Below are 13,222 nucleotides of genomic sequence, written 5' to 3'. Positions count from 1 at the left end.
TGGCCCTTGAGCAGCGAGCGGACCTCGGAGGCCGCGGCCACCGGCAACGCAAAGGCCGGTGCACCCGCCAGGTGGCGGAAGCGCTCGCGCAGTGCAGTGTCCAGCGTGGTGGTGCTCAGCGCATGAAAGCCGTCGGCCCCCTGGACGCCCGAGGCACTGACGGTGATGCCGCCCTGGGCGGCGTGGTACAGGCGCAGTTCGCCGCCGGGCGGCAGGCCCGGCCAGACCAGGCGCGAGGCGGACAGCCACATCGCGCGGGCATGGCCGATGTTCAGGCCGCTGGCGGCCTGGGCGCTGTCGTAGGTGGTGCAGTCCCCCTGCTTCAGCCAGATCTCCTGGCCGCGGGTGGCGATGTCGGCCGTGAAGGACGCCACGCGGTCGCACTCCTGGTCCTTCTCGGCCTCGGAGGCGCTGGTGGGCCGGTTCAACAGGAAGTCCATCCGGCCGGCCGATGGGTTCACGGGGATGTCGACATAGCGGCCGTAGCCGTCGGAGGCCCCAAACTCGAAGCGCGGCGAACCGGGCCAGCCGCTCGAGGGGGTCGTCGGTCCATGCCAGGCGTAGACGCCCCAGCCGGCATAGTCGCCGGCTGCACGCTGGTAATGGACCCGCAGCGTCCCGGGCGCCACCGCAGGGGCCCCCTCATCGCCGCCGCCATCGCTCCCCCCACCGCCGCCGCAGCCGGCCAGCAGACCAACCCCACCGGCCACCATCAGGGCCGCCCAGAAGCGGCTCCAACCTCGTCTCATCCCGTTCGTCATCGTCGTCTCCTGAGTTCGGTACCGGGAGGGGGCACGATGGACGAAGCCAGGGCGTGCTCAGCCTCCAGATACGGCGACCGGGATGTTCGCGAAGTAAAACTACAAAATCAACTCTGGGACAAACCCTGAAACATTCGGGGCGCAGGAACGATTGCCAAGTGATTGATAAACAATAGGTATTTCGCCTGTTCCACGCCGCGGAATCGGCGGCCGAGCGGCCGAGCGGAAAACCCCTTCGCTGGAGTCGATGTAGTTAAATTACCATCACTCGACGGAGCATTCCCCACTCCAGCGCTCGCACTGCTGCCGGACGAGCTCGGGCAGGAGGTGTTCACGGGCGTGAACTTGGCGCGCCCAGGTGGCGTCATTGCCGTGGCGCTCGAGCTCCAGGCGCAGGTAGTCCAGCGCCGCCTCCGCCTTCAGCTCGATGGCATGCGACTCCAGCCGGGCCAGGGTGGCCAGGATGTCCTCGCGCAGGCTGCGGTGCTCCCCGGTCTTGGGGTCGACGAAACTGCCTTCGGGCCCGAAACGGCAGGCCTGGAAGCGGTTGAAGGTATAGACGAGGTAGTCGTCCTCGGCGAGCTCGAAGGGCTTCTCCACCGTCAGCCAGCGCGAGACGCACTGGATGTAAGCCGCCAGGGCCGCGGCCTTGTCGATCGTGAGCGGGGTGTCGAGCACGCGCACCTCGATCGTGCCGAATTCAGGCTTGGGGCGGATGTCCCAGTAGAAGTCCTTCATGCTCTGGACCACGCCGGTGCGCGTCATCTTCTCGAAAAAGATCCGGAAGTCGTCCCAGGTGGTGCAAAACGGCGCGCGGCCCGACAGCGGAAAGGCAAACACCGAGTTCAGCCGCGCCGAGTGGAAGCCGGTGTCGGTGCCCTGCACGTAGGGGCTGGAGGCCGACAGCGCGATGAAGTGGGGGATGAAGCGCGACAGGCCGTGCAGCAGCACCAGGGCGTCATCCGGCCCCGGGCAGCCCACGTGCACATGCTGGCCGAAGATGGTGAACTGCTTGGACAGATAGCCGTACAGCTCGGAGAGCATGTGGAAGCGCGGCGTGTTGAAGATGCGCCGTTCGCTCCAGTCCTGGAAGGGGTGGGTGCCGCCGCCGCACAGGCCCACGTTGAGCTTGCGTGCACACTCGACCAGCGCGTCGCGGATCTCGGTGAGCTGGCCCAGGGCGTCGGCATGGTGGCGGCAGATGCCGGTGGACAGCTCGATCATGCTGTCGGTCATCTCGGGCTTCACGTCGCCGGGGATCTTGCGCTTGGCCATCAGGCGCAGCAGGTCGGCCGAGCTGGGGGAGAGGTCGTAGTCGTGGCGGTTGACGATGGCCAGTTCGAGCTCGACGCCCAGGGTCAGCGGTTCGGAGGTGGAGAAGGCTTCCAGGCTCATGGGGTGTCCTCGGTGCAGGGCTCAGGCCCCGCGCTGGGGGGTGATCTCACGGGCGCCGCGCAGGGCGGCCAGCACGGCCAGGGCGCCCAGCAGTTCCATCAGCGCCACGGCGCTCAGGGCGATGGGCGCGACCTGAGCGGCAAAGGCGGCATGCGAGCCCTGCAGGTCGGCAAACAGCACCAGGGCCGTGGCCGACAGCGGGGTGAGGGCCAGACTCAAGCCCAGGCCCTGGCGGACGGACTGCCCGCTGAACCAGCCCAGGGTGAGCACCGCCCCGGCCTTGGCGGCCAGGCGCACGGCCATGGCCAGAAGGGCCAGGCCGGCCCCGGCGGCCAGCGCCGCGGGAGACCAGGAGGTGCTGACGATCACGAACAACAGCAGCACCAGCACGCCGCCGGCCGTGCCGAAGTGGCGGGGCCAGACCCAGGGCCGTTCGGTGGTGTTGCGCAGCCACAGGCCGGCCATCAGCGGAACGAGCAGCGTGGACAGGTTGAGCACCTGCGTGACCGCCAGCGCCAGGGTGATCAGGCCCAGCAGCAGCAAGGTGGAGTTCTCATTGCGCAGATCCAGGCCACGGGCCACGCGAGCCACGGCATAGCCCAGCAGCCCGGCCACCAGCACCGAGCCGGCCACCACGTACAAGGGCTGCACGATGGCCTGCACCGGGTTCTGGCCGGTGTCCAAGTCGAGCCAGGCCAGCAGCAGCTTGCTGGCGAACACGGCGTACAGGGTGTTGAGCGCGGTCATCATCGACACCCGCTCGGTCACCTGCCCGGCCGCGCCGAACTCGGAGGCCACCCGGGAGATCACCGCCGCCGAGGTGGGCACGGCCAGCACCGCGACGGCCACGGCGGCCGGCGCGGCCAGCCCCGCCCAGCGCATCACCAGGTAGACCGCCCCGAAGGTGAGCAACGATTCGGCCAGGCTGGTGACGAGCAGGAAGGGGTTGGTGCGCAGCCATCGCAGGTAGACCCGCGAGCCCAGCTCGAACAGCAGCAGGCCCAGCGCCAGGTCGACGATGACCCGCAGCGACGGCGAGAGCTGGCCAGCCGCCATGCCATACCCGGCCAGGCCCACGCCCATGCCGGCCAAGGCATAACCCACGACGCGCGGCAGGCCCAGCCGGCGGAACACCGCCTCACCCACCAGGGCGCCCACGATGATGACCAGCGATCCCCACAACAGCCCGCCGGAGCCCGACAGGCTGATGCCAAGGGTGGCAAAGATGGATTCGAGCATCGTGCTGTTCCCTTTCTTTGTTCATGTCTTCAAGGCGGCAAGCCGCCCGTGGCGGCGCGTCAACCCAATGACGGATGGCGCGTTATGGGGGGACCATGCCATACAACGGCTTGGTGTCCCGTCCTATCCCCAAGCGGATTCCATGGTCTCCCATCCCAGCGAGAACCCCACCCTGCCCGCCGAAGTGCTGCGCGCCCTGCGCAGCTTCCGCATGATCGTGCGGTCGATCAAGCAGCATTTTCAGCATGTGCAAGAAGCCACCGGGGTCAGCGGCTCCCAATTGTGGTGCCTGGTCACCATCCAGGCCCAGCCCGGCATTCGTGTGACCCAACTGGCGCAGGCGCTGGGAATCCAGCAGGCCACGGCGAGCAATCTGGTCGAGTCGCTGGACCGCAAGGGCCTGGTGGAACGCCGGCGCGACCAGCGCGACCAGCGCGTGGTGAGCCTGTTCCTGAGTGAAGCGGGCGCCCGCATCGCGCAAGCCGCCCCGAAGCCCGTGGCCGGCATTCTGCCCGATGCGCTGGAACGCCTGGACCCTTCGGCCCTGGCGCAGCTCAATCACTTGCTCGAGCAGGTGATCGGGTTGATGGCACTGCAGGCGCCCGACGGGCGCGACGTGCCGCTGGCCGACGCCTGAGCAACCGTCCTGCCAGCCGACGACGCTGCGCGCAAGCGCAACAGGGTCCGACCCCCTGGATGGATGCCTGCGGGGCCGGCCTGGGTCCAGCTCGCAAAAATGCGTTACAGCCAGCCGCTTGCTGGGGGCCGTGCGCGCTGCATACACTGCCCGCACCAAAAAGTCGGGGAGTGTCCATGCAATACAGTGCCCTTCTCGGTGCCCTTCTGGCGGCACCGATCCTTGCAGCCGCGCAGGCGTGCCCGTCCCCCAGCTTCAACGCCCTGAACCCCCTGCCTGGTGCCGAGTCTGGCACGATGGAAGTGCGACCGGCAAACCAGTTGCGTATGCGAATCCCGGCCGGGATGACTCACCTGATCCCCAGCCATGATGCCCTGGCCGTTCACTATGGCGACAGCCGCAGGATCGTCGTGTTGATGGACGATGGGTACACCTTGAAAGGCATGAGTGACAGCAAGCCTGGTCCCTTCTTCGCCAACGCGCTCCAAGGCAAAACGGAGGAAGGCTGCGCCTTCCTGAAGAGCTGGAAGCAGATGCATTCCGCGACGTACCGCTCAACCCTGACGAGAGGCCCGCTCACCGTCTCGTCTATGCCTTCGAGGGCGAAGACGGTCGCTACGAGTTCATCGCGCTCCATGCCGACAAGCCCGACATTGTGGTGCGAGCGCTGGTGGCCGGTGTCGATCACGTGACGTTCGAGCAGTTGATTTCAACCATGACGCCCCACTAGCGACGATTCAGCGCGGGAAAGCCGGCAGCAGCGCCACACCGGGCGCTTCTTCGGGCGGTGTGTGCGCCACGTTGAGCACCATCGACACCATCGCGAAATAGCCCACCAGGCCGGTGAGGTCGATCACGCCGCGCTCGCCGAAACGCTCGACCGCCCTCGCATAGGTGGCATCGCTCACGCCGTGGTGCTGTAGCAATTCGCCCACGAAGTCGTGCACCAGGGTCTCGTCGGCGTCCATCGTGGTGGGCCGCCGGCCTTCGCGCAGGGCCTCGATCGTCTCCGGTGAAGTTCCCGCCTTCAGCGCCAGCGGCACGTGCACGCACCATTCGAACTGCTGCGTCCAGTGGCGCGCCACGAGCAGCGTCGCAAACTCCGACACGCGCGTGGGCAGGCTGCTGTCGAAGCGCAGGTACTCGCCCACCCGCTGCACGCGGTCCATCAGCGCGGGGCTGCGCAGCAGCGGGATGAAGGGGCCCTTGACAGCCTTGCGCGGGCCGGCGATCAGGGCCTGGGCGGCTTCGCGCTGCGCATCGTCCATCGCTTCCAGCGCCAACGGCGGCATGCGGTCGGGCAACAGGGGTGTGTTCATGCTGGGTCCTTTCGAGGCAGTTCCACATCGGGGCGGCGGCGCCACAGCAAGGCCCCCACCGCCAGCAGCAAGACGGCCGCCGCCAGCAGGCTGGGCCGGGTGATCGGATCGTCGGCGCGGGCCAGCGCCCCCACGGTGAGCGGCCCCAGCCACTGACCGGTGGCAAACGCGGCGGTCATCGCGGCCATCACGCGGGTGGGCGCTGCGCCGCCCAGGCGCCGGGCTTCCTGCAGCCCGGCCATCGTGGCCACCATGAAGGTGCCGCCCACGCACACGGCGCTCAGCACCAGGGCCAGGGCTTGGGTCGAGACCACCGGCAGCAGCACCCCCACGCTCATCACGCCCATCGCGGCGGCCCACACGGTGCGCGCACCGTGGCGCGCCAGCAGCGGCGCGGCCCCCACGGTGGACAGGGCCGCTGCCCCACCGAACACCGGCCAGACCGCGCCAAAGACGCGTGCATCGTCCACCCACAGGCGCGCCAGCGCCGGCAGGAAGGTGGCCGGCAGGATGTAGCCGAAACCCAGGGCGCCGTAGCAGGCCACCAGCGGCCACACGGCACGCGGCACCCCCTGTGCTGCGCCTTGCGGCCCCGGCGCGGGCCCCGTGGCGTCCTCCCACAAGGGATGCCATGCGACGACCACCACTGCGGCGGCCAGCAGGCCCAGGCCGGCCCAGGTGGGTGCCGCAGGCCAGGCCCGCAGCCCGGCCACCCAGGCGATGCCGCCGGCCACCGCCATGCCCACGCCCACGCCGGCAAACACGCCGCCCGCCGCAGCCGGGCGGCCTGCCTTCGCCAGCCAGCCCATCGCCCAGGCCGACACTCCCACCAGCACGAAGGCACTGCACACGCCCGCCGCAAAACGCCACCACCAGGCCATCACCAGCCCCGGCGACACCGCCATCGCCAAGGTGCATACGGCCACGCCCAGCAAGCCGGCCCGAGCCGCCGCACCGGCACGCGGATGGCCTGCCATGCAAGCCAAGGCCCCGGCGAGGTAACCCAGGTAGTTGGCCGCCGCCAACTGGCTGCCGGCGGTCAGGCTCAGCCCCTCGGCCTGCATCAGCGGCAGCAGCGGCGTAAAGGCAAAGCGTCCGATGCCCATGCCTGAGGCCAGGCCCAGCAGGCCCACGGCCCGGGCCCGGCGCGACGCCCTCGCCGCTTCGTGGTCGTTGCTCATGGGGCGATGCTAAGCCGAACCGTGGCAACGCAGCGCTCGCGCATGGCATCAGGCCGTCGAAGCGGCGACAATCGCCGCTTCACGCCGCGAACCGTCATGAACGCCGACACCCCGAACCTCCCCCCGCCCGAAGGGGCAGACGTCCCGCCGCCCCCGCCGGTGCCCACCGAGCCGCTCTTGTCCGCCCAGGCCGCCCCGGCCGATGTCACAGCGACCGCTGCCCCCCCCACAGCGCCCGCGCAGCCGCCTGCCATGACGGTCAAGGCCTGTGCCGAGGAGCTGCGCGCGCGCTTTCCCGCCCTGTTCGGCGGCGAGCCCAAGCCGCTGAAGCTGCGCATCCAGGTGGACATCAACGAACGTGCGCCAGGCGTGTTCCCCAAGCCGGTGCTGTCGGCCTTCTTTCGCCGCTACACGCTCAGTGACGCCTATCTCAAGGCGGTGAGCACCGGCACACAACGCTTCGATCTCGACGGCCAGCCCGCCGGCGAACTGAGTGAAGAACACCGCCGAATCGCGCTGGAAACCTTGCTGCAACGCCGCGAGCAGCGCCGTGGCCCGCTGCATCCGCCGCGTGAGGGGCAGGCCGCGCCCGTGGCCCAGGCGGCCGACCCGCAGGCCCAGGCCCGTCGCAAGGCCCAACGCCAAGCTCAACGCGAACAGGCCCGTGCCAAGCACCGCGAAGCCCAGCGCGCCGAACGCCAGTTCCGCGCCGGCCTGCTGCGGGCCTTCGAGACCACCACACTGACCCGCGAGAACTTCTGCGCCCTCAAGGGCATTGCGCCCGACGCGCTGGACGGCCTGCTGGAGACAGCCCGAGCCGAGCGCGCGCAGCGGCAGGCCTTCCTGGCCGAGCTGAGCAAGGCCTACCGCGACAGCGGCCTGAGCATCAACGAATTCGCCGCCAGCAAGAACATGCCCCCGGGGCAGATGCACCATCTGCTGCGCGAGGCGCAAGGAGGAGGAGCTGATGACAGACGCCCGCCCCCGCGCGGAGACCGTCCGCCGCGAGGCGGCGACCGCCCGCCCCGGCGTGAAGGCCCGGACCGCCCCCGCGGCCCGCGCCGCTGATCAGGCGGTCGCGGCCGCCTGCTTGTCCAGCCACACGCCCAGGCCCTGGGCGTTGAGTTCCACGTCGCCTTCGAGCAGCGCCTGCACGCGCTCGTCGTCGAGCGCGCCGCCGCAGCGCCGGTATTCAGCACCATACAGCGCCGCCAGGCCCGCACGCAGGCGTGCATCGCGGTCGGGCCGGTCTGCGACCGACCGGCCCAGGCGCACCATCGCATCGAGCTGATCGCGCACCATGGCCGCCTGCGCGGCCACCGCGCGCGTGGCGCCAAAGTGCGTGAGGAACATCACCTGCGGGTCGTATGCCATCAGCCGGTCGATCGAGCGGTGCAGGGCCTCGGGCTCGAACTGCACCGGCGTGGTGGTCGGAAAGGCGTAGCGGCCATCGGCCGTGACGAGATCCGGGTAGGCGATGCCGAAGGTGTCGCCGGTGAACCAGCCGCGGCTGGCTTCATCCCAGATGCAGTGATGATGGCGGGCGTGCCCCGGCGTGTCGGCAAAGTGAAGCGGCCGTCCCGCCAGCTCCAGCACCAGGCCATCGTGGGTTTCCAGCACACGTTCGGGCGGCACGGGTTGCAGCTCGCCGTAGTCACGCTCGGCCACCTCGGGGCCATAGACCGCCCGCACGCCGGCCATGAGCTGGCGCGGGTCGATCAGGTGCCGCGCCCCGCGCGGATGCACCACCAGCTTTGCGTTCGGCAGGTGCTGCAGCAGCAGGCCCGCGCCGCCGGCGTGGTCGAGGTGCACGTGCGTGACGATCAGCCAATCGACCTGCTCGGGGGCGATCTGCCGGGCCTGCAAAGCCGCCAGCAGGCGTGGCACGGCGCTGTTGGGGCCGGTGTCCACATACGCGCCGCGGCCGTTTTCGACGATCAGGTAGGCCGCATCGAATCGCGGCCGCACAAAGCCGGTGTCGATGACGGTGATGCCGGGGTCGAGGTGTTCGAGGAAGTCCATCGCGGCATTCTCGTCCTTTCGTTGCGGTGGTGCAGTCCGTGCTGGCCCACCCCCTGGTCAGCGCGCGTGATCCCGCCTATAAAGCGGCAGGTGCCGCATCGGGCGCGGCCGCCGCAACGAAAAGACGAGGAGACGCGCATGAGCACGAAATCCGGCATCGACCAGGACGCCCTGATCCAGATGTTCGCCCAGGCCACCGCCGGCCAGGGCGAGGCGCTGCGCAAGGCGGTGAGCGCGGCCACCCTCAAGGCCCTGCAGGGGCGCGAGCTCACACTGCAGAACGTGCGCAGCGTGCTGCAGGCCGTCACCCAGGCGGCCTCGGCCGGCGCGGCCCAGAACCCGGGCAGCACCATCGACGTGCAAAAGCTCCTCGAGAAAGCCTTCGACGGCATGGATGCCGCCTTGCTGAAGGCCGTGCAGGCGCACCGCACCGCCTTGCAGCAATTCGTCTCCCAGGGAGCCGACCTGCAGCAGGGCCCGCTCAAGACCGCGCTGGCCAATCTCGAGAAGATGGAAGACGTCTTCTTCACCACCGTGGGCAAGGCCATCCAGGACGCGGCGGGCCCCGTGCAAGGTGCCTGGCAGCCCGTGCTCGATGCGATGAAGCTCAAGGGCACCCACACCGGCGCCCAGGCGGCGGACACCGTCGAGCAGCTCCTGGCGCAGGCGCGCACCAGCCTGCGCGAGAGCCGGGCCATGGGCCTGCGCACCGCCCAGGCCCTGCTCGAAGGCTATTCCACGCTGGTCAGCGGCGTGCTCATCGGCATGACCGAAGGGCTGCAACAGGGCAGCGCCGAAGCACCGGCGGCCCGCACGCGCAAGCGTTGACGCGGCGGCGCATGCACCACGCCGAGTACCTGCGCCATGACGCCACCGCCCTGGCCGCCGCCGTGGCCCGCGGCGAGGTCAGTGCCTGCGAATTGCTGAATCTCGCGCTGCAACAGCTCGACCGGGTCGAGCCGCGCATCCAGTCGCTCGCGCGGCTGATGGAAGGCGAGGCCCGCGCCCAGATCGAGGCCTGGCCCCATGGCCGTCCCTCGGGACCCTTGGGCGGGGTGCCCTTCCTCGTGAAGGATGCCGTGCACGACATCGCCGGGCTGCCCACCGGCCAGGGCAGCCGGGCCTTCACGCGCCCCGCCGCCCAGGACAGCAGCATCGTGCGCCGCCTGAAGGCCGCGGGCCTGGTGATCTTCGGCAAGACCCGCCTGCCCGAACTGGCCCTCAAGGGCGTGACCGACCCGCGCGCTTTGGGGCCCAGCCGCAACCCCTGGCACCTGGACCACACCCCGGGCGGCTCCAGCGGGGGCGCGGCCGCCGCCGTGGCCGCGGGGGTGGTGCCCATGGCCGCCGGCAACGATGGCGGCGGCTCCATCCGCATCCCGGCGGCCTGCTGCGGGCTCTTCGGCCTGCGGCCCTCGCGCGGGCGCGTATCGGTGGGTCCGGCGCTCGGCGAAGTCTGGTACGGCGCCTCCAGCGACGGGGTGATCTCGCGCAGCGTGCGCGACAGTGCACTCGCCCTGGATGTGCTGTCCGGCCCCGAACCGGGCGACCCCTTCCAGATCCCGCCGCCGCCGGCACCCTATGTCGAACTGATGCGCCAGCCGCCCCCGCGCCTGCGCATCGCCTACACCACCGCCTCGCCGCTGGGCACGCCGGTGCACGCCGAAGCCGTGGCCGCCGTCGAGCACACGGTCGATCTGCTGCGCCAACTCGGGCACGAGGTGGTGCCGGGCGCCCCCGACATCGACGGCCGTGCGCTGGCCCAGACCTACCTGCACCTCTACTTCGGCGTGGTGGCCGCCAGCGTGAGCCAGGCGTGCGAACAGGGCGCACGCGAGAGCGATTTCGAACCGCTCACCCGCGTGCTGGCCGCCCTGGGCCGTGCCACCTCGGCTGGCACCGCCACGCGCCACCTCTGGCGCTGGAACGATTTCGCCCGCGCGCTGGGCCGTTTCCACCAGCAGCACGACCTGCTGCTCACCCCCACGCTGGCGGGCCCGCCTGTGGTGCATGGCACCGGCGACCCGCCCGCCTGGCAGGAAAGCCTGCTCACGGTTCTGTGCGCCACCGGCCTGCTGGGCGGCCTGCACCGCCTGGGCGTGCTGGCCCCGGTGATCGACCAGATCGCGCTCGACAGCCTGCGCCATGTGCCGTTCACCCAGCTGGCCAACCTCACCGGCACACCCGCGATGAGCGTGCCGCTGCACTGGTGCGCCAACGGCCTGCCGCTGGGTGTGCAGTTCATCGCCCGCTTCGGCGAGGAAGCCACGCTGCTGCAGCTGGCGGCCCAGCTCGAGCAGGCCCAGCCCTGGTTCGACCGGCTGCCACCGCTGGCGCACGACAGCCCAGCCGCTACAGTGGCGCATGCCCACTGACATCTCGACCCTGCGCTGGACCGAAGACGGCCGGTCCCATGAGGCCCACTGGCATTCCGAGGCGGGCCTGCCGCCGCCCAAACGCGTGGTGGTGGCCGACGACCAGACCACGGCCGACACCGCCCTGCGCCTGACCAGCGAAGGCACCGCCCTGCTGTGGCGCGGCGACTACCACAACGCCCGCCAGTTGCTCGTGGCCCTGACCCGGCGGCTCGACCGCCCGCCGCGCAAGCCGCCGCCCGCACCGGCCCCGGGCACCGACCCGCTCGCCCATGCCTTCCACCTGCAGCGCAAGGCCCAGGCCGAAAAGGCCCGCCGCCTCAACCTCGTGTTGCTGCCCTTCGAGGCCCACTACGCGCTGCCGCTGCGCCGCGCGCCCGAGGTGCGCACCGCCTGCGAAGAAGCCTTCGGCCCCTGCGAGGCGCCCTGTGTGCTGTCGCTGCGCGAGCTGCTGGGCGCCATCGGCGCCCACGAATGGCGGCTCAAGGGCGTGGAGGTGCCGGCCCTGGGCGCGCGCATCCATGCCCACTACGGCGTGTTCTCACCGGTGCGGGGGGAATACGTCGATCTGGTGGCCACCACGCCCCTGCCCTCCCCGCCCCCCGAGCGGGCCTTTGATGTGGGCACTGGCACCGGCGTGCTGGCCGCCGTGCTGGCCCGGCGCGGCGTGCGCAAGCTGGTGGCCACCGACACCTCGCCCCGCGCCCTGGCCTGCGCGCGCGACAACCTGCAGCGCCTGGGCCTGGCCGATCGCGTGACGCTCAGCGGCGATGACCTCTTCCCCGACGGCCGCGCCCCGCTCATCGTGTGCAACCCGCCCTGGCTGCCTGGACGGGCCCATTCGCCGCTGGAGCAGGCCGTTTACGACCCCGACCACCGCATGCTGCGCGCCTTCCTGGCCGGCCTGAAAGCCCACCTCACGCCCGGCGGCGAGGGTTGGCTGATCCTGTCCGACCTGGCCGAGCACCTGGGCCTGCGCCCCCGGGCCGAGCTGCTGGGCTGGATCGCCGAGGCGGGCCTGACTGTGGCCGGCCGCCACGACATCCGCCCCCGTCACCCCAAGGCCGCCGACCCGTCCGACCCGCTGTTCCGGGCCCGGCGTTCGGAGGTGACCTCGCTGTGGCGCCTGCGGCCCGTGCTTGAATCCAATGGACCCCTTTTGGCCAAAATTCCCCTTTTGGCCTAAGATAGGTGCACGCTGTCCGGGAGCCTGCCATGTCCGCCGTCCTCAAGACCCAGCCCGTCCCGCCCGTGGACCAGCTCCACCGCACGCCCGCGTCCGACGTGAAAAAACTCGGCTGGCGCGGCGTGATGCGTCAGCTGCAGACGCAAGGCCCCGTGCTGGTCACCAACCACCAGCAGCCCGAGGCGGTGATCCTGCCCGTGCAGGCCTATGCCGAGCTGCTGGCACGCGCCCAGCGCGCCGCCGACCCGGCCGAGGCCGCCCTGGACGCCCTGCGCCGCCGCTTCGACGAGCGCCTGGCCGTGCTGAACACCCCCGAGGCCGGCGACCGCCTGCGCGGCCTGATGGACGGCCCGGCCCGCCTGGGCGGTGAGGTCAAGGCCGGGGCCAGCTATTGAAGAAGCCGCCGTCCGCCCCGCGCCCCGTCCTCTTCGTGCTGGCTGGCGTCAACGGCGCCGGCAAGAGCTCGCTGGGCGGCCACCTGCTCACCCGCCAGGGCCTGACCTGGTTCAACCCCGACACCTACGCACGTGAACTCGTCGCGGCCGGCCTCGCCACGCCCGAGGAGGCCAGCGGCCTGGCCTGGACCGAAGGCCTGCGCCGGCTCGACGAGGCATTGGCCCAGGGCCGCCACCACGCCTTCGAAACCACCCTGGGCGGCACCACCATCGCCCAGCGCCTGCGGGACGCCACCCGCACCCACGACGTGCTGATGTGGTTCTGCGGCCTCGACACCCCCGAGCACCACCTGGCCCGCGTGCGGGCCCGTGTGCGCGCCGGCGGCCACGACATTCCCGAAGACCGCATCCGCCAGCGCTACCCGCGCGCCCTGGCCAACCTCATCGCCCTGATGCCCCACCTCGCCCACCTGCAGGTGTACGACAACAGCGCCGAAGCCGCGCCGGGCGAGCCCATCCCCGACCCGCGCCTGCTGCTGGAACTGCGCCGCGGGCGGCTCATCCACCCGCGGGCCGACGATGCGCAGGCGCTGCGCGCCACACCGCAGTGGGCCAAGCCGTTGATCGAAGCCGCGCTGAGCACCACCCCACCAGAGGCCACGGCGGTCGGAACCCGCTGACAGCCCGCCATGCCACCGCACCGACCGCCTGC

At 70.9% G+C, this 13,222-nt stretch carries 14 protein-coding genes; 8 read left to right on the top strand and 6 right to left on the bottom strand.

Annotated features, from left to right (window positions below; all coding sequences use genetic code 11):
- The 3 genes from ACK42S_RS00925 to ACK42S_RS00915 form a co-directional block, all read right to left on the bottom strand.
- The coding region (locus tag ACK42S_RS00925; RefSeq protein ID WP_409702318.1) for a pullulanase-associated domain-containing protein at positions 1-761 on the bottom strand (761 nt) is incomplete at its 3' end.
- Between the two features lie 264 nt (positions 762-1,025).
- Positions 1,026-2,156, bottom strand: a complete 1,131-nt coding sequence (locus tag ACK42S_RS00920) for a YbdK family carboxylate-amine ligase (RefSeq protein WP_409702316.1) — start codon at positions 2,154-2,156, stop codon at positions 1,026-1,028.
- 21 nt (positions 2,157-2,177) lie between these two features.
- Positions 2,178-3,395 (bottom strand): cation:proton antiporter, encoded by a 1,218-nt coding sequence (locus tag ACK42S_RS00915; RefSeq protein WP_409702314.1) that lies wholly within the window; start codon positions 3,393-3,395, stop codon positions 2,178-2,180.
- A gap of 142 nt (positions 3,396-3,537) precedes the next feature.
- Here ACK42S_RS00915 and ACK42S_RS00910 point away from each other — a divergent pair, with 142 nt between their 5' ends.
- Complete coding sequence (locus tag ACK42S_RS00910; protein ID WP_409702312.1) at positions 3,538-4,032, top strand: MarR family winged helix-turn-helix transcriptional regulator; 495 nt, start codon at positions 3,538-3,540, stop codon at positions 4,030-4,032.
- A gap of 176 nt (positions 4,033-4,208) precedes the next feature.
- Complete coding sequence (locus ACK42S_RS00905; protein WP_409702310.1) at positions 4,209-4,724, top strand: hypothetical protein; 516 nt, start codon at positions 4,209-4,211, stop codon at positions 4,722-4,724.
- A 45-nt stretch (positions 4,725-4,769) separates the two neighbouring features.
- Here the strand turns inward: ACK42S_RS00905 and ACK42S_RS00900 are convergent, their stop codons facing one another.
- The gene (locus ACK42S_RS00900) at positions 4,770-5,351 is read right to left on the bottom strand and encodes a carboxymuconolactone decarboxylase family protein (RefSeq protein WP_409702308.1); all 582 of its coding nucleotides are present in this window, start codon (positions 5,349-5,351) and stop codon (positions 4,770-4,772) included.
- A complete protein-coding gene (locus ACK42S_RS00895) occupies positions 5,348-6,532 on the bottom strand; it encodes a YbfB/YjiJ family MFS transporter (protein WP_409702306.1) in 1,185 nt (394 codons plus the stop codon). Before ACK42S_RS00895 ends, ACK42S_RS00900 begins: the two co-directional genes overlap by 4 nt.
- Before the next feature lie 252 nt (positions 6,533-6,784).
- Here ACK42S_RS00895 and ACK42S_RS00890 point away from each other — a divergent pair, with 252 nt between their 5' ends.
- Entirely contained in the window at positions 6,785-7,600 is an 816-nt protein-coding gene (locus tag ACK42S_RS00890; RefSeq protein ID WP_409702304.1) for a ProQ/FINO family protein, read from the top strand.
- Here ACK42S_RS00890 and ACK42S_RS00885 read toward each other — a convergent pair whose 3' ends face one another.
- Positions 7,601-8,554, bottom strand: a complete 954-nt coding sequence (locus tag ACK42S_RS00885; RefSeq protein ID WP_409702302.1) for an MBL fold metallo-hydrolase — start codon at positions 8,552-8,554, stop codon at positions 7,601-7,603.
- A 138-nt stretch (positions 8,555-8,692) separates the two neighbouring features.
- Between ACK42S_RS00885 and ACK42S_RS00880 the strand changes: the two genes are divergently transcribed.
- The 5 genes from ACK42S_RS00880 to ACK42S_RS00860 are packed head-to-tail and all read left to right on the top strand — an operon-like array spanning position 8,693 to position 13,190.
- Positions 8,693-9,382 carry a DUF6781 family protein gene (locus ACK42S_RS00880; protein WP_409702300.1) on the top strand — a complete coding sequence of 230 codons (690 nt, stop codon included), beginning with the start codon at positions 8,693-8,695 and terminating at the stop codon, positions 9,380-9,382.
- Positions 9,383-9,393: 11 nt separating this feature from the next.
- The gene (locus tag ACK42S_RS00875) at positions 9,394-10,929 is read left to right on the top strand and encodes an amidase (protein WP_409702298.1); all 1,536 of its coding nucleotides are present in this window, start codon (positions 9,394-9,396) and stop codon (positions 10,927-10,929) included.
- Positions 10,919-12,115, top strand: a complete 1,197-nt coding sequence (locus ACK42S_RS00870; protein WP_409702296.1) for a methyltransferase — start codon at positions 10,919-10,921, stop codon at positions 12,113-12,115. The genes ACK42S_RS00875 and ACK42S_RS00870 overlap by 11 nt, the downstream gene beginning before the upstream one ends.
- A 29-nt stretch (positions 12,116-12,144) precedes the next feature.
- Positions 12,145-12,510: a hypothetical protein gene (locus ACK42S_RS00865; protein ID WP_409702294.1), complete on the top strand. Its 366-nt coding sequence runs from the start codon at positions 12,145-12,147 to the stop codon at positions 12,508-12,510.
- Positions 12,507-13,190 carry an AAA family ATPase gene (locus tag ACK42S_RS00860; RefSeq protein ID WP_409702292.1) on the top strand — a complete coding sequence of 228 codons (684 nt, stop codon included), beginning with the start codon at positions 12,507-12,509 and terminating at the stop codon, positions 13,188-13,190. The genes ACK42S_RS00865 and ACK42S_RS00860 overlap by 4 nt, the downstream gene beginning before the upstream one ends.
- Positions 13,191-13,222 lie beyond the last annotated feature (32 nt).

It is taken from the genome of Caldimonas sp. (assembly GCF_046289365.1).
Classification (GTDB): domain Bacteria; phylum Pseudomonadota; class Gammaproteobacteria; order Burkholderiales; family Burkholderiaceae_C; genus Caldimonas.
This window is presented reverse-complemented; position numbering and strand designations above follow the sequence as displayed.

Coding starts and splice junctions, on each gene's coding strand:
- ACK42S_RS00920 (WP_409702316.1), bottom strand. CDS start 2,156: ATGAGCCTGGAAGCCTTCTCCACCTCCGAACCGCTGACCCTGGGCGTC.
- ACK42S_RS00895 (WP_409702306.1), bottom strand. CDS start 6,532: ATGAGCAACGACCACGAAGCGGCGAGGGCGTCGCGCCGGGCCCGGGCC.
- ACK42S_RS00885 (WP_409702302.1), bottom strand. CDS start 8,554: ATGGACTTCCTCGAACACCTCGACCCCGGCATCACCGTCATCGACACC.
- ACK42S_RS00915 (WP_409702314.1), bottom strand. CDS start 3,395: ATGCTCGAATCCATCTTTGCCACCCTTGGCATCAGCCTGTCGGGCTCC.
- ACK42S_RS00880 (WP_409702300.1), top strand. CDS start 8,693: ATGAGCACGAAATCCGGCATCGACCAGGACGCCCTGATCCAGATGTTC.
- ACK42S_RS00865 (WP_409702294.1), top strand. CDS start 12,145: ATGTCCGCCGTCCTCAAGACCCAGCCCGTCCCGCCCGTGGACCAGCTC.
- ACK42S_RS00875 (WP_409702298.1), top strand. CDS start 9,394: ATGCACCACGCCGAGTACCTGCGCCATGACGCCACCGCCCTGGCCGCC.
- ACK42S_RS00890 (WP_409702304.1), top strand. CDS start 6,785: ATGACGGTCAAGGCCTGTGCCGAGGAGCTGCGCGCGCGCTTTCCCGCC.
- ACK42S_RS00905 (WP_409702310.1), top strand. CDS start 4,209: ATGCAATACAGTGCCCTTCTCGGTGCCCTTCTGGCGGCACCGATCCTT.
- ACK42S_RS00910 (WP_409702312.1), top strand. CDS start 3,538: ATGGTCTCCCATCCCAGCGAGAACCCCACCCTGCCCGCCGAAGTGCTG.
- ACK42S_RS00900 (WP_409702308.1), bottom strand. CDS start 5,351: ATGAACACACCCCTGTTGCCCGACCGCATGCCGCCGTTGGCGCTGGAA.
- ACK42S_RS00870 (WP_409702296.1), top strand. CDS start 10,919: ATGCCCACTGACATCTCGACCCTGCGCTGGACCGAAGACGGCCGGTCC.